We start from the raw sequence: 19,492 nt of genomic DNA on the forward strand, positions 1-19,492 counted from the left end.
AACAGGCCGTTCTGGCGGAAGAACGGGGCGATGAACGCGACCGTCCCCCAGCCTGCGGCCGAGACCGACCGCACCGGCCTGTTTGCCCGGATGTGGCGCGATTATCTGCGCGCGCACTGGCGCCGCATGTCGGTGGCCTTCGGACTGATGATGATCGAGGGCTCGACGCTCGCGGTCCTGTCCTGGATGCTGAAGCCACTGTTCGACCGGGTCTTCGTTGGCGGCGACACCGATGCGATCTGGTGGGTCGGGGGTGTCATCTTCAGCCTGTTCGTGATCCGCGCGACAACGCTGGTCATCAACCGCAGCATGCTGACCCATGTATCGCTGTCCGTCTCGACCAAGATGCAGTCGGACCTGCTGCGCCACATCCTGACGCTGGACCAGCGGTTCTTTCAGGAGAATCCGCCCGGCGCCCTGATCGAGCGGGTGCAGGGCGACACCATCGCCGTGCAGGGGATGTGGTCCACGTTGATCGCCGGCGCCGGCCGCGACGTGGTGGCGTTGGTCTCGCTGTTCACGGTGGCGATCGTGATCGACCCCTGGTGGACGCTGGCCGCGGTCGTCGGCGCGCCCATCCTGATCCTGCCCACCATCGCGGTTCAGCGCTACATCCGACGCAAGATGCGCCAGACCCGCAGCAATGCGAGCGCGCGGGCGACGCGGCTGGACGAGGTGCTTCACGGCATCCGTTCCGTCCGGCTGAACCGGATGGAAGAGGCGCAGATGGACCGGTTCGGCACCATCGTCGAGCGGATCCGCCGGGCCGAGGTCAAGATGGCTGCGACCGGCGCCACGATCCCGGCCCTGATCGACATCATCACCGGGCTGGGTTTCGTCGGCGTCCTGGCGCTTGGCGGGGCAGAGGTGACGCGGGGCGAGCGCACGGTCGGCGATTTCATGTCCTTCTTCACCGCGCTGTCGCTGGCCTTCCAGCCGCTGCGCCGCCTGGGCGTCCTGACCGGCACCTGGCAGATCGCCGCCGCGAGCCTCGAGCGGATCTACCAGATCTTCGACACGCAACCGACGATCCATTCGGGCACCCGGTCAGAGCCGCCGTCCGACACGACAATCCGGCTGGAGGACGTATGGCTATCCTATGATGATCAGCCTGTCCTGCAAGGGCTGAGCCTGACCGCGAAGGCGGGCGAGACGACCGCCTTCGTCGGACCGTCGGGCGCGGGCAAATCGACGATCTTCAATGTCATCACGCGGATGATCGACCCGGATCGGGGGCAGGTCACACTGGGCGGCGTTCCGGTTGCGGATTACCGGCTGGACGTGCTGCGCGACCAGTTTTCGACCGTGGCGCAGGACGCGGCGTTGTTCGACGAGACCATACGCGACAATATCCTGATGGGCCGCCCCGACGGTGATCAGGCCGCTCTGCGTGCCGCTGTCATCGCCGCGCGGGTGGACGAATTTACCGACGCTTCGGGGCGCGGGCTGGATACGCCCGCCGGTCCGCGCGGATCGTCGCTGTCTGGCGGCCAGCGCCAGCGGGTCGCCATTGCCCGCGCGGTGCTGCGCGACGCCCCGATCCTGCTGCTGGACGAGGCGACCAGTGCGCTTGATGCCGCCAGCGAGCGAATGGTGCAGGAGGCGATCGACGCCGTCTCGCAGGATCGCACCACGCTGGTGATTGCGCACCGGCTGTCCACCATCCGAAAGGCCGACCGGATCGTGGTGATCGAAGGCGGCAGGGTTGTCGAAGAAGGCAGCCATGACCAGCTTATGGAGCAAAGCGGGGCTTACGCCCGGCTGGTGGCACTGCAATTCGGGGAAGATTGATGGAACGGGTGATCCTGCAAGTGACCGGACCCGAGCGGGTCGAGTTCCTTCAGGGACTGGTCACCAATCGTATCGGCGACGCGCCCTGCTATGCGGCGCTGCTGACGCCGCAGGGCAAATATCTGGCCGATTTCCTGATCGTGCCCCGGGGCGACGCGCTGCTGTTGGACGTGGATTCGGGGCTGGCCGATGACCTGCTGCGGCGCTTGTCGATGTACAAGTTGCGCAGCAAGGTCGACGTCGCAGGCAGCGACCTGAAGGTCATGCGCGGCACCGGCGACCTGCCCAAGGGCGCTGTCATTGATACGCGCCACGACGCGCTCGGCTGGCGGCTTTATGGTGATCAGGGCGGCGACGACGGGACCGATTGGGACGCCATTCGCGTCGCCCATTGCATCCCGCAATCGGGGATCGAGCTGATCCCGAACGACACCTTCATCCTCGAAGCCGGGTTCGAGCGGCTGCACGGCGTCGATTTCCGCAAGGGCTGCTTCGTCGGGCAGGAGGTCACGGCGCGGATGAAGCACAAGACCGAATTGCGAAAGGGCCTGCGGACGGTCCTGATCCAGGGGTCGGCGCCAGTCGGCACGCCAATCCTGAAGGACGAGCGTGAGATCGGAACGCTCTACACGCAAAGCGGCGGTCAGGCGATTGCGCAACTGCGCTTCGATCGGGTGGGCCCCGGAATGACGGCCGGAGAGGCCGAGATCCACGTGCCATGACAGAAGGGGCTGGTGACGATCCGGCCCCCGACGCGGAGAGGATCCGCAAGATCGTGCATATCGACATGGATGCGTTCTTCGCTTCGGTCGAGCAGCGCGACAATCCTGAATTGCGCGGCAAGCCGGTCGCGGTCGGCGGATCGTCCCTGCGCGGTGTGGTGGCCGCCGCGAGCTATGAGGCGCGGCGCTTCGGCGTCCGCTCGGCCATGCCATCCGTCACCGCGCGCCGGCTGTGTCCCGACCTGATCTTCGTGAAATCGCGCTTCGACACCTATCGCGAGGTCAGCCAGCAGATCCGCGCCATCTTCGCCCGCTTCACCCCGTTGATCGAGCCCTTGTCGCTGGACGAGGCCTATCTGGACCTGACCGATCATCTGGCGCCGGGGCAGACGGCGACCGCTGCGGCCGAGGAGATCCGCGCGCTGATCCGCGCAGAGACCGGCCTGACCGCCAGCGCCGGCGTCAGCTACAACAAGTTCCTGGCCAAGATCGCGTCCGACCAGAACAAGCCCGACGGACTTTGCGTCATCACCCCGGCGCGTGGCCCGGACTTTGTGGCCGGACTGCCGGTCGGCAAGTTCCACGGCATCGGTCCCGCGACGGTGCGCAAGCTGGAATCCCACGGCATCCGCACAGGCGCCGACCTGCGCGCGTTGGGCGAAGCGGTGCTGCGCGAGCGTTTCGGCAAGTCCGGCGGCTGGTACTGGACGATCTCGAACGGGATCGACCATCGGCAGGTCAAGCCGAACCGAATCCGCAAGTCGATCGGTGCCGAGAACACCTTTTTCGAGAACCTGACGACGCTTGAAGAGGCGGGCGAGCGTCTTGCCGATCTGGCCGCGAAAGTCTGGCGCCATGCCGTTCGGCATGAAACTCAGGGCCGAACGGTGACGCTGAAAATCCGCTATGCCGATTTCACCACGCTGACCCGCGCGCGCAGCTTGCCGCACCCGGTCGAGTCGGAGGCGGAATTGCTGAGCATCGCGATCGATCTCGCGACCACTGTGATGCCGGACCCCCGTGGGGTGCGCCTGCTGGGTGTGACGCTGTCGGGACTGCTGCGAAATGAGCCCGCGCCGGCCCGCAAGGACGGGCAGCTGGACCTGTTCGCCGAGGATTAGGGCGCAGGCGGCGGGGGACCGTTATCAGCGACCGGCGCGGGCGGCTGATCAGGTGCGCCATCGTCGGCGAGCGTGCCCGCCTCGAACCGACCTTCATAGACATCGCCATTGGGGAATTCGGCCCGGCCCTCGCCATCCATCTCGCCGGCTTTCCAGCCGCCGGTATAGGTAAAGCCGTCCGCGCCGGTATAGGTGCCCTGACCTTCCCGCAGGTCGGCGACATAGCCCCCCTCGTAGACCGCGCCATCCGGATAGGTCGCGCGACCCTGCCCGTCGCGGCGGTCGGCTTTCCAGTCGCCCGTATAGACCATGCCGTCGGGATAGGTCATCGTGCCCCGCCCCTGGGCCTTGGCATCGACGAAGGCGCCCTCGTAGACGATCCCGTTGGGATAGGTGGCGCGGCCCTGCCCGGTCACCCGACCCTCGGTCCACTCGCCCTCGTAGGTCGCACCATCGGCGTAGGTGATGCGGCCCTGCCCGTGTGGCTTGTCGGCCTGCATTTGGCCTTCATAGACCGCGCCATCGGGATAGGTCACGCGACCCTCGCCCTGCTTCACGCCGTCGACCCATCCACCGCTGTAGACATAGCCGTCCGCGCGGGTCAGCGTGCCCTGCCCGTCGCGTTTGTCATCCTTGAACCGGCCCTCATAGACATCGCCGTTGGCGTAGGTGGCGACCCCCTGCCCCTCGCGCCGGCCATCGACCATCTGGCCGGTATAGCTGATCCCGGACGCCTCCGTCAGCGTGCCGGTCCCCTCCATCCGGTCAGCGGCCCAGATACCGTCATAGACCATCCCGTCAGGCATGGTCAGCTTGCCCTTGCCCGCGCGCATTCCCGACAACAGCGAGCCTTCGTAGACCGCGCCGTCGGGATAGGTGATGCGGCCGGTGCCTTCCTTCTCGCCGTTGCGCCACTGGCCCTCGTAACGATAGCCGCTGGTCTCGACGATCCGGCCCTGGCCGTCGCGCTGGCCGTCCTTGAATTCGCCTTCGTAAACCGCGCCGTTGGCATAGGTGGCGACGCCCGTGCCCTGGATCTTGCCGGCAACCCATTCGCCTTCGTAGCTGCCGCCGCCGGGATAGGTGATCTTGCCCCGACCGTCGGGCAGCGCGTCCGCGAAATGGCCTTCATAGACTGATCCGTCCGGGAACTGTGCGACGCCCTGACCCTGAATTCGGCCCTCGACCCAATCACCCTCGTAGCGATAACCGTTCGGCATCGTGTAGACGCCGCGCCCGTGCTGGCGCCCGTTGCGGCTGTCGCCTTCATAGACGCTGCCATCGTCGTAGCGCTTGGTGACACTGGTCTGCGCCGCGAGCGGCGCGGCCGTGATCGCCGCCAGTGCCAGCCCCGCCATCGCTGCCTTCAGCATTCCATCGAACCTTCACTTCCCGTCGAACGGGTGTAGCGCAGCCAGCAGGCGCAGGCAAAGCCGACTTTTCCTTGCGGCCCCCATCGCCTATCACGACCTGGGGAATGCCTGCCCGGAGAGACGCGATGAGCACCGACACCTTCCGCCTGACAATCGGCCAATTGAACGCCACGGTCGGCGATCTAGCAGGCAATGCCGACCGCGCCCGTGAGGCCTGGGAACAGGCGAAGACGGCAGGTGCGCAGATGCTGGCCCTGCCCGAGATGTTCATCACCGGCTACCAGACGCAGGATCTGGTCGTGAAGCCCGCCTTCACCGAAGATGCGGTGGCGGCCATCGAAGCACTGGCGCGCGACTGCGCCGACGGTCCCGCGATCGGCATCGGCGGTCCGTGGCGAAACCGCGGCAAGCTCTACAACGCCTATTTCATCCTGCAGCACGGCAAGATCGCCGCGCGGGTGCTGAAACATCACCTGCCCTACAAGCAGCTTTTCGATGAAATGCGGCTGTTCGATCGCGGTCCGATCAGCGGGCCATACCGGATCGGGCCGCTGCGCATCGGCTCGCCCATCTGTGAGGACAGCTGGTATGCCGACGTAGCCGAAACGCTTGCCGAGACAGGCGCAGAGATCCTGCTGGTGCCCAACGGCAGCCCCTATCATCGCGAAAAACTGGACCTGCGCATGGGCCACATGGTCAGCCGCGTGGTCGAGACCGGCTTGCCGCTGGTCTATGTGAACCTCGTCGGCGGTCAGGACGACCAGCTTTACGATGGGGCCAGCTTCGTGCTGAATCCGGGCGAGACCGGCGGTTGTGACAAGGTCGTGCAGCTTGCACCCTTCACCGAGGAACTGGCGCATCTGGACTTCACGCTGACGGACGACGGCTGGCGGTGCGAACCCGGCAAGATGGCACCGCAGCCCGATGCCTGGGAACAGGATTACAACGCGATGATGCTGGGTCTGCGCGAATATCTGCGCAAATCGCGGATCAGTCGCGTGCTGCTGGGCATGTCGGGCGGCATCGATTCCGCGCTGGTCGCGACCATCGCGGCCGACGCGATCGGACCGGACAACGTGCGCTGCGTGATGCTGCCCAGCGAATACACGTCGCAGGGCAGCCTGGACGATGCGACCGATTGCGCAAAGCGGCTCGGCGTGCGGCTGGACACGGTGCATATCGAGGGCGCGCGCGATGCCGTGGGCGACGCGCTGGCGCACCTGATGGAAGGTACCAAGCCCGACACGACCGAAGAGAACATCCAGTCCCGCCTGCGTGGCCTGATGCTGATGGCGATTTCGAACAAGTTCGGGGAAATGCTGCTGACCACCGGCAACAAGTCCGAGGTCGCGGTCGGCTATGCCACGATCTACGGCGACATGGCGGGCGGCTATAACCCGATCAAGGATCTCTACAAGACCCGGGTCTTTCAGACCTGCCGTTGGCGGAACGAAAATCACCGCGACTGGATGATGGGTCCAAAAGGTGAGGTGATCCCGCCGCGGATCATCTCAAAGCCCCCCTCGGCCGAGCTGCGCCCGGATCAGAAGGACGAGGATTCACTTCCGCCTTACGACATTCTTGACGCGATCCTCGAAGGTCTGGTCGAAAAGGATCAGTCGCTGAGCGATCTGGTCGCGCAGGGCTTCGAGGAAGAGACCGTCAAGAAGGTCGAGACGCTGCTCTATGGCAGCGAATGGAAGCGGTATCAGGCCGCGCCCGGACCGCGCATCTCGACCAAGGCGTTCTGGCTGGATCGGCGCTATCCCCTGGTCAACCGCTGGCGCGACCGGCTGTAAGCACGAAGGCTGCGGCAATCAGAACGCGGGCTTGATCCAGGCCGCGTTGCGCTTGGACGATCGCACGCAGGCATCGACGAAGCCCATCCCCTCCAGCCCCTCCTGCAGGCCCGGGAAATGCACCGCCGCGTCTGGCGCGGAACCGTCGCGATGGGCGATGATTGCGCGCGCGGCCTCGGCGTAGATGTTGGCAAAGGCCTCCAGATAGCCCTCCGGGTGCCCCGCCGGGATACGGCTGACGCGACCTGCTTCCGGACCCGTCGCCGCGCCATTGCGGGACAGGCGATAGCGCGGCTGACCGAGCGCGCCGACCCTCAGGTAGTTCGGGTCCTCTTGGCTCCACTCGATGCCCGCGCGCGTGCCGAAGACGCGCAGGCGCAGGTTGTTTTCCTGCCCCGCAGCCACCTGGCTGCACCACAGCATCCCGCGCGCGCCGCCTTCGAACCGCATCAGCACATGGCCGTTGTCATCGACGCGCCGCCCCGGCACGAAGGCTTGAAGATCGGCCGCCAGCGCCTCACAGCGCAGGCCGGTGACATAGCTTGCCAGATTGTAGGCATGGGTGCCGATATCGCCGGTTGCCCCGCCCAGACCGGTCTTTTCGGGATCGGTGCGCCAGACGGCCTGCGTCTCTTCCAACGGCTCGGCCAGCCAGTCCTGCGCGTATTCGACCTGCACCACGCGGATCTCGCCCAGTTCGCCCGCTTCGATCATCGCGCGGGCCTGCCGGATCATCGGGTAACCGGTGTAGTTATGGGTCAACACGAACAGCGCATCCTTGCCCTTCGAGGCGCGCACCAGCTTGCGCGCATCGTTCAGGCTTGCGGATAGCGGCTTGTCGCAGATGACGTGGATACCACGCTTCAGAAATTCCAGCGCGACGGGGACATGCATGTGGTTGGGCGTGACGATCGCCACCGCCTCGATCCCGTCCTTGCGACGTGCCTCGCGCTTCGCCATTTCGGCGAAGTCGGCATAGGATCGGGACGGATCGACCCCAAGCTCGGCGGCCGAGGCCGCCCCGCGATCGGGATCGGACGAGAACGCGCCCGCTACGAGCTGAAACTGGTCGTCCATACGCGCGGCGATTCGATGCACCGCCCCGATGAAGGCACCCTGGCCACCGCCGACCATGCCCAGCCGGACACGGGCCGGACGGCCCGCATTTTGGTTCGTGTCAGCCATGTCGAGTCCTCTCCGTCAGATCCGCTGCTTGCGGCCGTCATCCATCGCCGATTGTTCGGCCAGATCCAGCCATCTTTGCAAGGCCGCGCCGCGGGCGAAATCGGGCTCCATCGGACCCTGACCGCGGATCGCCGCAATGAAATGGTCATAGACCTCGGGTGGCGTCGGCGTCTCGATGTCCTTCCAGATCGCCGGTGCCAGATCCTCACCCAGACAGGCGCGCAGGTGACTGACCCTGTTGCGGAACGTAACCTCGACGCCGCCCAGCGTGCCGTGGACACGCAGCAGAAGGTCGTTGTGATAGCCGCTGGCAAAGCGCGTCGCTGCGATCGTCCCGATCGCGCCGTTATCGAGCACCAGCTGCATCGTCGCGCTGTCGTTCGCGTCCAGAACATAGTCGCCGATCCGCCCGTCCGGTGCCTTGTCATAGGTCTTGAGCAGGCACGACACTTCGGCGGCATTGTGCCCGGCGACGAAGGTGGTGAAATCGAGGATGTGGATACCGACATCCCCCAGCACGCCCTTGGACCCGTGGGCGCTGGACAGGCGCCACAGCCATTGCTCTTCGGTCCGCCATTCACCCCAGCTGGGCTGGGTCAGCCAGCTTTGAAGGTAACTCGCTTCGAAATGGCGCACCTCGCCGATCGCGCCTTCGCGGACCATCTGCGCGGCAGCCTGAAGGGCGGCGACCTTGCGATAGGTCAGGTGAACCATGTTGACGACGCCGGCGCGGGCCGCGGCGTCCGCCATCTCGCGGGCATGTGCCTCGTTCGTGGCCAGGGGCTTTTCGCATAGCACATGCTTGCCTGCCGCCAGAAGCGGCATCGTGGTCGCGTAATGGACAGCGTCCGGCGTCACGTTGCTGACGGCGTCGAACTGCCCCCAATCCAGCGCTTCGTCCAGCGTGGTGAACCGCTGTTCGATCTCGTGCGTGTCACAGAAGGTCTGCAATTGCGCGGGGTTGCGGTCCACGCCCGCCACCACTTCGACACCGGGAATGGTCTTGAAGTGAATGACGTGGTTCTTGGCCATGCCGCCGGTGCCCAGCACCAGCAGCCTGATCGGATCGTCGTGCGCCATCGCCGTTACCGCAGCCCCTGTTCGCCTGCCTTGTGCAGTTTGGGGCCGCGTTCGGTGATCTTCTCGGGCGCTTGATCGACCGGACGGTTCGGCGCCACGGTCGGATCGTCGATGCGCTTGGCCGGGTTGTAGGCCCAGCGAACACCGTTCGCGATCACCCGCTGGATGTTGGCGTCGTGATAGGTGGGATAGGTCTCGTGGCCCGGCTGGAAGTAGAAAACGTTGCCCGCGCCACGCCGCCAGGTCAGGCCAGAGCGGAAGACCTCGCCACCCTGGAACCAGCCGATGAACACGGTTTCCATCGGTTCAGGCACGCCGAAGGGCTCGCCATACATCTCTTCGTTAACCAGTTCGAAGGATTCGGGCACACCCGCAGCGATGGGGTGGTTACGACTTGTCGTCCAGATCCGCTCCCGCTCGCCGGCCTCGCGCCAGTAGAGGTTACAGGGCGTTCCCATCAACCGCTTGAACGGTTTAGAAAAATGCGCCGAATGCAGGAAGATGATGCCCATGCCGCCCCAGACGGCTTCGCAGACACGCTCGGCAATGGCGTCATCGACATCGCCATGCGCGGCATGACCCCACCAGGTCAGAACATCGGTCTGCGCCAGTCTTTCCTTGGTCAGCCCGTGTTCGGGTTCCTGCAGGGTCGCGGTCGTCGCCTCGATCCCGTTCTCTCGGTTCAGGGCGGCCGCGATCGTGCCGTGCATCAGGTCGGGATAGACCTTCTTCACGACGTCGCTTTTGTGTTCGTGGACGTTTTCGCCCCAGACGGTGACGCGAATGGTCATGGATCTTCCTTTCGGTTTTCTTTCTTCCAGCGCTTCTAGCGCCGGATCGGTTTTTCGTCGGGCCCGAAGCGATGCAGGTCCTGCGGTCGCGGCCGCAGACCAACGCGTGTCCCTAGCGGCACGTTCAACTTTCCGGACCGGCGAACGATCACCGGCTCATCGGTGCCGATATCGACGAAGAGATAATGGTCCGAGCCCAGATCCTCGGCATGGACGACCTCGCCCTGCCACGGCCCGCCTTCGTCCAGATCGATGTGTTCGGCGCGGATGCCCAGGGTGGTCGCGCCCTCGGCCTGCGCCTTCTCGCCCGTGATGAAGTTCATTTTCGGGCTGCCGATGAAGCCCGCGACGAAGATCGAGTTCGGGTTGTCGTACAGTTCGGCCGGGGTGCCGACCTGCATCAGCTTGCCGTCGCGCAGCACGGCGATCCGGTCGGCCAGCGTCATCGCCTCGACCTGATCGTGGGTGACGTAGATCATCGTCACGTCATTCATGTCATGGTGCAGCTTCGCGATTTCCAGCCGGGTCTGAACCCGCAGCGCAGCGTCGAGGTTTGACAGCGGTTCATCGAACAGGAACACACGCGGGTCGCGCACGATGGCGCGGCCGATCGCCACCCGCTGGCGCTGCCCGCCGGACAGCTGACGCGGCAGGCGGTCCAGCAGGTGATCGATCTGCAGCATCTTTGCAGCGTTGCGGACCCGGCGGTCGATCTCACCCTTGTCGGATTTCGCGAGCTTCATGCCGAAGGCCATGTTGTCGTAGACCTTCATGTGCGGATAAAGTGCGTAGCTTTGGAATACCATCGCGATCCCGCGTTCGGACGGCACGACGTTGTTCACGCGCTGGCCGTCGAACATCATGTCGCCGGTGGTGATCTCCTCCAGTCCCGAGATCAGGCGCAAAAGCGTGGACTTGCCGCAGCCTGACGGGCCGACGAAGACCATGAACTCGCCCTTCTCGATCGTCAGGTCGATCCCCTTGATGACATCGACGGCGCCGTAGGACTTGGTGACGTTGTTCAGTTCGATCTTTGCCATCTGGATTTATCCTTTCACGCCGCCGGCGGTCAGGCCCGCCACAATCTTGCGCTGGAAGATGAGGACGAGGACGATCAGCGGGACCGTCACGATGACCGAGGCCGCCATGATCGGCCCCCAAGGGATTTCCTGCTGCGACGCCCCCGACAGCAAGGCGATGGCGACAGGCACCGTGCGCTGCGTTTCAGACGAGGTGAAGGTCAGCGCGAACAGGAATTCGTTCCAGGCGCCGATGAAGGCCAGAAGCCCCGTCGTCACCAGCGCCGGCCACAGAAGCGGCAGAAAGACCTGGCTGATGATGACCCAAGGGGTGGCGCCGTCGACGATCGCCGCCTCTTCGATCTCGACCGGCAGATCGCGCATGAAGGTGGTCAGCACCCAGACCGTGAAGGGCAGCGTGAAGATCACGTAGGACAGGATCATCGCCCAGGGCGTGTTGAAGATGCCGAGGAAGCGGATCAACTCGAACAGGCCCGCCAGCACCGCGATCTGCGGGAACATCGACACCGCGAGAATGGTCATCAGGAGAAGACCGCGCCCCCGGAACCGCACCCGCGCCAGCGCGTAGGATGCGGTGACCGCCAGCAGCAGCGAGAAGCCGACCGTGAGCGACGCGATGAAGAGCGAGTTGAAGAGCGAGCGCACGAAGGTGCTGTTGCCCAGCACCGCATTGTAGTTCGTCCACGAAAGCTGCTGCGGCCAGTACTGGACCTGGAACAGCTGCGTTCCGGTCGCGAAGCTGGTGACGATCGCGTAATAGAACGGGAAGCAGGCGAACACGACGATGATGACGACCAGCGCGTAGAAACCCATCGTGTTGAGAAGGGACCGATTGCTCATCTGCTCTTCTCCCCGGAAAGATCGACCTTGCCGATCCAGATATAGGCCGCGACGAAGACCGCGATGATCCCGAAAAGCAGCGTCGATTGCGCGGCGCCATAGGCAAACTTGTCGAAATCGATCATGTTTTCCCGGCTGATGACTGACATCGTCTTGGTGGCCGAGGAGTTGGGCGTGAGCACGTAGACGAGGTCGAAGATGCGCAGCGCATCCAGCATCCGGAAGATGACCGCGACCATCAGCGCGGGGCGGATCAGCGGAAGGGTGACCTTGAAAAAAACCTTGACGGGATGAATGCCGTCGATCTTGGCCGCTTCGTACATGTCGCGCGGGACCATCTGAAGACCGGCGAGGATCAGCAGCGCCATGAAGGGTGTCGTCTTCCAGATATCGACGATCAGCACCGCCTTCATCGCGGTCTCGGTGCTCGCGGTCCAGGCGATGCGCTGGCTGATCAGCCCGAGGTTTAGCAGGATGTCATTGAGGATCCCGAACTGGTCGTTCAGCATCCAGCCCCACATCTTGGCCGAGACGATCGTGGGGATCGCCCACGGGATCAGGATCGCGGCGCGCACGAAGCCGCGCCCCTTGAATTCCGCGTTCAGGACCAGCGCGACGATCAGGCCGAAGACCGTCTCGAACGCGACCGAGACGACCGAGAATCGGACCGTGTTCCAGACCGCGTTCCACCAGTCGGGATCGACCAGCGTGCCGCGATAGATGGTGCGGCCGGAACTGAGTTCGCGGACCTGCAGGTAATTCTGAAAGCCGATGAACTTGGCGTCGTAGAGATTGCTCAGCGTCGCGTCGGTCAGCGAGAAGTAGATCGTCCGCATCAGCGGCCAGGCGGCGACGCAGAACAGTGCGATGAGCATCGGCGCAAGGAACCAGAAGGCGGCGCGCTGACGCTGGCGCTGCAGACTGGGCGAGCCCTTGTGCGGCTCGGCCGGCGTCGCCAGGGCGGGCGCCGTGTTGGGGTTGATGTCCGGCATGATCCTGTCCCTTCCCGCCGATCCTTGGCCCCGCGATCATGCGCGGGGGTCGGATCCGGCCTTTCGACACCCGGTCATCGACCGGAACGGATCGCCGGGCCGCGTGTGCGCGACCCGGCTGCGTCGTCGGGGCCTACCAGCCGCCGCCCTTGATGTCCTCAAGGTCGATCTCGAGGATCTCCAGCGATTCCGCCGCGGTCGCGCGACCCGACAGGGTGTCGTGCACCGCCGACCAGAATTTGGCCGAGACCTCGTTGTATTTGCCCTTGGTGGGCGCCGAAGGACGCGGGACCGAATTCTCGAAGACTTCCTTCCAGGCGGGCAGGAAGGGCATGTTGTCGATCAGTTCCTGATCCTCGTAGAGTTCAGGGACGGTCGGCAGCTTGGATTCCAGAAGCGACCGGGTGCGTTGCGTTTCGGGACTGGCGAGGAACAGGGCGAGGTCGATCGCGATGTCCTGTTTGGTCGAGTATTTCGACACGGCCACGTTCCAGCCGCCCAGTGTCGCCGCGGATTGCGCGCCCTCGCCATCGCCCATCGGCAATGGAGCCACGTCGAACTTGCCCTTCACGGCAGAATCGTCACCCTGGCTCAGCGTGTAGGCATAGGGCCAGTTCCGCATGAAGACCGCGTTTCCGGTCTGCCAGACGCCGCGCGCCTCTTCTTCCTGGTAGGACAGGACCCCCTCGGGCGAGATCGTTCCGACCCAGGCCGCTGCCTGTTCCAAGGCCGCGACCGCCTGCGGGTTATTGATCGAAATGGTGCCGTCGGGCTCGACGATCTGGCCACCACCGAAGGATTTCACCCATTCCAGCGCGTCACAGGTCAGTCCTTCGTAAGCGTTACCCTGCCAGACGAAACCCCACAGATCATTCGCGCCCTCGGCACGCTCGGCGTCCTGAATTTCCTGCGCGGTCGCCGTCAGTTCGGCCCAGGTGGTCGGAACCTCCTTGCCATGCTTTTCCAGCAGGTCCTTGCGGTAATAAAGCGCCGGAGCATCGGTGAAGAGCGGCAGCGCCACCAGCTTGCCGTCCGAGGTCTGGCTTTCGATCACCGATTCGAAATGCTGCGGCGCAAGGTCCTTTGCCGCTTCGGTCAGGTCGACGAAATGATCGGCAAGCTGCGGGGCCCAGATCACATCCGTCTGGTAGAGGTCGATGTCAGAGGTGCCCGCTGCCAGCCAAAGCCGATATTGTGCGAACTGATCCGAGGTCGAAGACGGCATCGTCACGATACTGACCGTGTGGCCGGTCTCTTCTTCCCACGGCTTGACGGTTTCCTTGAACGCCTCGACGGCGTTGCCGACCGAGCCGATCACATAATTGATCTCTTCGGCAGATGCGGGCGCACCCATCACCGTCATCAATGCGAGGACGCCAGCGCCGCGCAGAGATTGAGAAAGCCGTTTGGACATTAATTTCCCCCCTTGGTTTTGTCGGGACAGATGATCCGGCCTCTTCCTTGCCGGTGCATCCCCCCGATGCCGCAACCATCCGCCCGCCGGACAGTAAAGCCCAGCCCCGTGATAGCGTTAACACTTTATCTATATGGCGCGTTCGCCCATGGCGCAACATTCGTTTAGCCGGCCTGCGCAATGAAGCGACCGAACTTCCTGAATGACTTCCCGTCTGGCAGATATCTGTGCGGGTGAATTGAATGACTCGCCGCATCGGCAGAGCGCGCAGGGCAGCATCCAAGCTGAGGGATCCAAGATGCGCCGTCACCGACGTGATGCACCGCGCCTCGGTGGACACACCGTTTGTATGCGTTGGCCGACTTGCTGGATTGTCGGTCAGTCGACGATCAGTTCCGCGTGCAATGCGCCGGCCGAATGGATCGTCTTCAGGATGTCGATCATGTCACGGGGACGGACGCCCAAAGCGTTAAGCCCGGCCACGACCTCGGTCAGGGATGTTTCTCCCGAGACTTCCGCAAAGCCGAGACCCGGCTCTTCGGTGATCTCGGCGAATGTCCGGGGCACCGTCACCGTCTCGCCTTCGGCGAAGGGGTTGGGCTGGGACACCATCGGGGTTTCGGCAACCTTCAGCGTCAGATTGCCCTGCGAGACCGCGACGCGCGAAATGCGCACCCGCTCGCCCATCACGATCGTTCCCGACCTGTGGTCGATCACCACCTTGGCCCGATCCTCGGGTTGAACGACGATGTTCTCGATCCGACCCAGGACCCTAGCCGGATTGACCTGGCCAAGGCGCTGGAAATCGACGCTGACGGTTCCCCCGTCCAGCGCGCTGGCGATGCCGGCACCGAATTCCCGGTTGATCGCGTCCTCGATCCGAGCTGCGGTGGTAAAGTCGGCGTTGCGCAACGCGATGCGGATGTCCTGAATCTGCGCGAAGTCGAAATCGACCTCGCGCTCGACCCGGGCGCCGACAGGGATCGTGCCCGCGGTGGGCACGCCCTCGACGACGCGCGACGCCTCGCCGCTGACGGCGACCCCGCCCGAGATGATTGACCCCTGGGCGACGGCGTAGATGTTTCCATCCGCTGCCTTCAGCGGCGTCATCACCAGCGTCCCGCCAAGCAGGCTCTTGGCGTCGCCGATGGTCGAGACGTTGACATCGACGCGGCTTCCCGACCGCGCAAAGGGAGGAAGATCGGCGGTGACGATCACCGCGGCGACGTTTTTCGATCGCAACGCATCCTCGGTGACATTGACGCCCAGCCGTTCCAGCAGACCGGCCAGCATGTCTTCCGCGAAGGGGGCGTTGCGGAAACTGTCGCCGGTGCCGTCGAGCCCGACGACAAGGCCATAGCCCACCAGATCGTTGCCCCGCACGCCGTCAAAATTGGCCAGATCCTTGATCCGGACTGGGGTCGCCGCAGCCATCAGCGGCATCAGGCATAGTGCGACAAGGGCGATCAGTCGGTTCATCGCAGAAAATCCACAAGCTTCAGGGAGGACAATCGGGCAGTGACGGCGTAAAGCGTCTGCATCTGCGCCTCGACCTCTTTCAGCGCGCTTGCCGTGGTATAGGGATCAGCGAGAACGATGTTGTTACGCGCCGTCTCGAGAGAGGCACGGGCAGAGGCGTTTCCGGTCGCTGCCCCTTCAAGGCGTTCCTGCAGCGAACCGACGCGTCCCTGAACGCTGGTCAAGCGCGCGCTCGCGTCGATGAGGATCGACGCGGAAGCGTCGGCCAATGCCCGCTGTTCCGTCGCGCGACCCGCGACGGCGCCCTGCGCCGAGACCGCAGACAGCGCCAGACCTTTCAGCGTTGCACGGATCGCGGGATCGCTGGCATCGGTCGTGAAGCTCAGCCGCTCGGTTTCGGCGACGGTGATCTCGCGGCTTGTGCCGATGCTTCCGCGATAGGCGAAATCAAGGAAACCACCGCCACCGGGCGGCGCATCAAACCAGTCGCTGACGACCTGGCGGATGTCCGACGCATTGGGTAGCGTGGCCGTCTGCAGCGCCAGCTCGTCCAGGATTGACTGTGCATCGATCAGCGGCGGCCGATCCGTTTCGGTTCCCGACAGGATATGCGAACCTTGGACCTCGGTATTCAGTTGCGAGATCGCTCCGCGAAAGTCCGCCGCGGCCTCGGCGGCCTGATCGGCGAAAGTCAGGTCAGTGCCCCAGCTGCCGTTCAGCAGCAGTCGGCTCACCTGCTGATCCGCAGTGTCGCGCAACTCGGCGAGAACCGTCTGCAGCGCCGAAGCGATTGCGCCGACCTCGCCCTCAAGTTGCTGGTAGGCCGTGACGGCCTGAAGACGGCTCTCGATACCCGATAGCGCGCGTGTATTGCCACCCAGACGTTGTGCCACGTCCGAGACGCGACCCGACGTCAGTTCGTCGGTCAGCGTAATGAGGGTAGTCTTCAGCCGGCTGGACGAAGATTGCAGCGTGTAGGCCCGGGCCTGATCGCCGATCGTGCGCATCACCATGGTCACATCCTCAGGATCGCGTTCAACATGTCGTCGATGGTCTGGATGACCTTCGCGTTGGCCGCATAGGCCTGTTCGTATTGCAGCAGACGGCTGAGTTCGGCATCGGAGTCGACGCCGTCGGCCATCAGGCGCGTCGAAAGCGTGCCGGCGCGGGCGCTGCGGGCTGCCAGATCGGCATCGGCATTGACCCGGCGGGTGGCGATCTGCGCCTCGGCACGGGACACAAAACCGTCCAGTCGGGCAGCGCCTGCAAAGGTTGTACCATCGGCCATGGCGCGGCTGGCGCTGAGAACACCTGACATACGGTCCAGCAATGCAGCATCGCCGCTTGCGCCGGGCGCGGTCGCGCCAAGGCCCGCGCGGATTTTCCAGACATCGCCGCCCGCGGACGGATCGACAGCGTCGCTCAACGCAAGCCGCGACGAAAGGCCATCGATGGCACCGAGCGTTGCGCCGACGCCGCCATCGGTGAAAAGGCTCGGCTGGCCGGGCGCGCGCGACAGGTCGATACCGGGGTCGGCCATCCGGTCGTGCAGGTCCAGCGCCACCGCGTCGATCTCACGCTGAAACTGGGGGGCCAGATCGTCGCGAATGGCGAAGCCTGCCGCAAGCGAGCCACCGGCGAAGAGCGACATCCGTTCAGTGGGGAGTTCCTTGCCGTCGACGACCAGTCGCCCGACCGGAGGCGTGCCGACGCTCATCCCTGCCGTCAATTGACCAGCCGGCGAAAAATCAATCCGCACCGGCTCGGTCCCGTCGAGCAGGACCGCACCACCCAGGGTGAAGATCGCCACCTTGCCGCCCTGGCGCTCGGCCTCCTGGACCGGAACGATCTGTGCGATGCGGTCGATCACGTTTTGGCGCTGATCCTGCAGAGCCGAGACGTCAACACCACTGGCCGACAGTTTCGCGATCCGCGTGTTCAGGTCGGCCACGAGCGTCAGATTGGCGTTGAGATTGGCGACATCGCTGGCGATCTGATGATCGGCTTCGGACCGGGCCGTCTGGATCCCGTCACCGATCGCGTTAAGCCGACGTGCAAGGGTGTCGGCACTGGCCACAACCTTGGCCAGGCGCAATTCCTCATCAGGCTTTGCCGAGGCCGAGACCAGTGCCGACTGGAAATCGCCCAGCGCGTTTCCCAGCGAGCCCGGTGAACCCGTCAATCCGATGAGCGATTCCATCGTGCTGAGAAAGGCCGCGCGACCTTCGGCCTCGGTTTGGGACCCGAGCGCGTTTCGCGTCTCGCCGACCAGCGCCGAATTGACCACGCGCGCGATCCCGTCGACGCGCACCCCACCGGTGAAGCCTTGCGAGGATAATCCCATTTCCCGTCGACCGTAGCCTTCGGTCATCACGTTCGCGATGTTGTTTGCGACCGTTTCCGACCCACGCGCATTCATCGTGAGTCCGCTGACGGCATTCGAGAGGGCGCGTGTGATGCTCATGGATCTGATCCTCGGCTTCGGATGGTGGGCGCGGCGTGGCCTTAGCGCTTGATGTTGGTGGTTTCCTGCAGCATCTCGTCCACGGTCTGGATGACCTTGGCGTTGGACGAATAGGCCCGCTGCGTCACGATCAGGTCGGTCAGCTCGCTTGCGACATCTGTGGTCGATTCCTCGCGCGCGTAGCCGACGACGCTGCCGGTCGGTCCGTCACCCGCATCCCACAGGAAGAAGGAACCGGATGTAGGCGAGACCTGAAACGCCTGATTATCCAGAGAGATGAGCCCATTCGGATTGGGAACGTCGATCAGGGGAATCTGGTAGAGCGTCTTGATGAAACCGGTGTCGTAGGTCGCGCGGACCATGCCGTTTTCATCCACCTCGATCGAACTCAGATTGCCGACCGGCGATCCGTCCTTGGTGATGTTGGTGGGCGAGAAGCTGCTGGCCAGCTGGCGCAACCCGGTCTGGGCGCCTGGGCGCCCCATATCCACGCTCATCGGGCCACCCTGGACGTTGAAGGTCAGGAGCCCGGTCGCGGCGTCATAGGCGCCTGCGCCCAGCGGCGTGACCGAGGCGATGCTGCCGCCGAGCGACGCCGAGTCGTCGAAGACGATCTCGACCTCGGCGACGAGGTTCGAAGCGGGGTCCATGGCTGAATCGCGGACCTGCATGATCCAGGTGTTCGACATGCCGGCGGTCGTCGACGGCTGCGGCAGGAAGGTGACGTCGAGCGAGTCGGACGTTCCGATATTGCCGTAATACTCGATCTTGAGATCCAGCGGCGCACCGGAGGCGCCGACGGCGGTTTCCGTAGCGGGAAGGTTCACGCCAAGATTGATGTTCCGCGTCGGATCGCCCGCGGTCTGGTTCACGCTGATCTGGACTGGCTCCAGCCCCCCCATTGCGTCACGCGGCATGATCGGAATGCTTCCGTCCGATTGCGCGGGCCAGCCCAGCAGCACCAGGCCGCTATCCGTTCTAAGCACGCCCGCAGCATCGGCGCGGAAGGCGCCTGTCCGCGTCATCATCAGCGGCAGGTCAGTTCTGCCATTATTGAAGTCGACCGCCGAGGTGACGGGCAGCATGCCCCGCCCGGCGATGGCCAGGTCGAGCGGATGCGACGTCGTCGCCAGACCACCCTGCTGTTCGATGATGCGCGCTGTACTGGTGCGGACGCCGCCGGCTGAATAGATGCCCGCGGTCCGGACCTGGTTCAGCACCATCGCATCGAACCCCGTTTCGACCCGCTTGTAGCCATAGGTCCCGGAATTCGCGATGTTGTCGGAGATCGAGGCGAGCTTGGTGGCATTGGCGGTCAGGCCGGAGACCCCGGCACTGAGGGCGGTCGACATGGACATGGATGGCAATCCTTCAGATCGGTCGTTTCCAGGACCATGCGCG

General features: G+C 64.5%; 16 protein-coding genes. 4 read left to right on the forward strand and 12 right to left on the reverse strand.

Annotated elements, in window-relative coordinates:
- Positions 1–30 precede the first annotated feature (30 nt).
- Genes MLD63_RS01625 through dinB form a run of 3 tightly spaced genes read left to right on the forward strand, consistent with a single transcriptional unit; the run spans position 31 to position 3,634 of the window.
- On the forward strand, positions 31–1,791 hold the full coding sequence (locus tag MLD63_RS01625; RefSeq protein ID WP_255328092.1) for an ABC transporter ATP-binding protein: 1,761 nt from the start codon (positions 31–33) through the stop codon (positions 1,789–1,791).
- Positions 1,791–2,513: a CAF17-like 4Fe-4S cluster assembly/insertion protein YgfZ gene (gene ygfZ / locus MLD63_RS01630; protein ID WP_255328093.1), complete on the forward strand. Its 723-nt coding sequence runs from the start codon at positions 1,791–1,793 to the stop codon at positions 2,511–2,513. Before MLD63_RS01625 ends, ygfZ begins: the two co-directional genes overlap by 1 nt.
- Entirely contained in the window at positions 2,510–3,634 is a 1,125-nt protein-coding gene (dinB, locus tag MLD63_RS01635) for a DNA polymerase IV (RefSeq protein ID WP_255328094.1), read from the forward strand. Before ygfZ ends, dinB begins: the two co-directional genes overlap by 4 nt.
- Here dinB and MLD63_RS01640 read toward each other — a convergent pair.
- Positions 3,631–5,007: an MORN repeat-containing protein gene (locus tag MLD63_RS01640; protein WP_255328095.1), complete on the reverse strand. Its 1,377-nt coding sequence runs from the start codon at positions 5,005–5,007 to the stop codon at positions 3,631–3,633. The genes dinB and MLD63_RS01640 overlap by 4 nt on opposite strands.
- Before the next feature lie 125 nt (positions 5,008–5,132).
- Here MLD63_RS01640 and MLD63_RS01645 point away from each other — a divergent pair, with 125 nt between their 5' ends.
- Complete coding sequence (locus MLD63_RS01645) at positions 5,133–6,806, forward strand: NAD+ synthase (protein ID WP_255328096.1); 1,674 nt, start codon at positions 5,133–5,135, stop codon at positions 6,804–6,806.
- A gap of 18 nt (positions 6,807–6,824) precedes the next feature.
- Here MLD63_RS01645 and MLD63_RS01650 read toward each other — a convergent pair whose 3' ends face one another.
- The 11 genes from MLD63_RS01650 to MLD63_RS01700 form a co-directional block, all read right to left on the reverse strand.
- The gene (locus MLD63_RS01650; RefSeq protein WP_255328097.1) at positions 6,825–7,991 is read right to left on the reverse strand and encodes a Gfo/Idh/MocA family protein; all 1,167 of its coding nucleotides are present in this window, start codon (positions 7,989–7,991) and stop codon (positions 6,825–6,827) included.
- A 15-nt stretch (positions 7,992–8,006) separates the two neighbouring features.
- Complete coding sequence (locus MLD63_RS01655) at positions 8,007–9,071, reverse strand: Gfo/Idh/MocA family protein (RefSeq protein ID WP_255328098.1); 1,065 nt, start codon at positions 9,069–9,071, stop codon at positions 8,007–8,009.
- A 5-nt stretch (positions 9,072–9,076) separates the two neighbouring features.
- Entirely contained in the window at positions 9,077–9,862 is a 786-nt protein-coding gene (locus tag MLD63_RS01660; RefSeq protein ID WP_255328099.1) for a ThuA domain-containing protein, read from the reverse strand.
- A 35-nt stretch (positions 9,863–9,897) separates the two neighbouring features.
- On the reverse strand, positions 9,898–10,902 hold the full coding sequence (locus tag MLD63_RS01665) for an ABC transporter ATP-binding protein (protein ID WP_255328100.1): 1,005 nt from the start codon (positions 10,900–10,902) through the stop codon (positions 9,898–9,900).
- A 6-nt stretch (positions 10,903–10,908) separates the two neighbouring features.
- Positions 10,909–11,742: a carbohydrate ABC transporter permease gene (locus MLD63_RS01670; protein WP_255328101.1), complete on the reverse strand. Its 834-nt coding sequence runs from the start codon at positions 11,740–11,742 to the stop codon at positions 10,909–10,911.
- Complete coding sequence (locus tag MLD63_RS01675; RefSeq protein ID WP_439957604.1) at positions 11,739–12,734, reverse strand: carbohydrate ABC transporter permease; 996 nt, start codon at positions 12,732–12,734, stop codon at positions 11,739–11,741. The genes MLD63_RS01670 and MLD63_RS01675 overlap by 4 nt, the downstream gene beginning before the upstream one ends.
- A 133-nt stretch (positions 12,735–12,867) precedes the next feature.
- Complete coding sequence (locus MLD63_RS01680; RefSeq protein WP_255328102.1) at positions 12,868–14,148, reverse strand: ABC transporter substrate-binding protein; 1,281 nt, start codon at positions 14,146–14,148, stop codon at positions 12,868–12,870.
- A gap of 378 nt (positions 14,149–14,526) precedes the next feature.
- Positions 14,527–15,627 carry a flagellar basal body P-ring protein FlgI gene (locus tag MLD63_RS01685; protein ID WP_439957605.1) on the reverse strand — a complete coding sequence of 367 codons (1,101 nt, stop codon included), beginning with the start codon at positions 15,625–15,627 and terminating at the stop codon, positions 14,527–14,529.
- The gene (locus MLD63_RS01690) at positions 15,624–16,640 is read right to left on the reverse strand and encodes a flagellin (protein WP_255328103.1); all 1,017 of its coding nucleotides are present in this window, start codon (positions 16,638–16,640) and stop codon (positions 15,624–15,626) included. Before MLD63_RS01690 ends, MLD63_RS01685 begins: the two co-directional genes overlap by 4 nt.
- Positions 16,641–16,642: 2 nt before the next feature.
- On the reverse strand, positions 16,643–18,091 hold the full coding sequence (gene flgK, locus MLD63_RS01695; RefSeq protein WP_255328104.1) for a flagellar hook-associated protein FlgK: 1,449 nt from the start codon (positions 18,089–18,091) through the stop codon (positions 16,643–16,645).
- 41 nt (positions 18,092–18,132) lie between these two features.
- The gene (locus tag MLD63_RS01700; protein ID WP_255328105.1) at positions 18,133–19,449 is read right to left on the reverse strand and encodes a flagellar hook protein FlgE; all 1,317 of its coding nucleotides are present in this window, start codon (positions 19,447–19,449) and stop codon (positions 18,133–18,135) included.
- Between the last annotated feature and the right edge of the window lie 43 nt (positions 19,450–19,492).

It is taken from the genome of Paracoccus albicereus (assembly GCF_024359525.1).
In the GTDB taxonomy this organism is placed as follows: Bacteria; Pseudomonadota; Alphaproteobacteria; order Rhodobacterales; family Rhodobacteraceae; genus Paracoccus; species Paracoccus albicereus.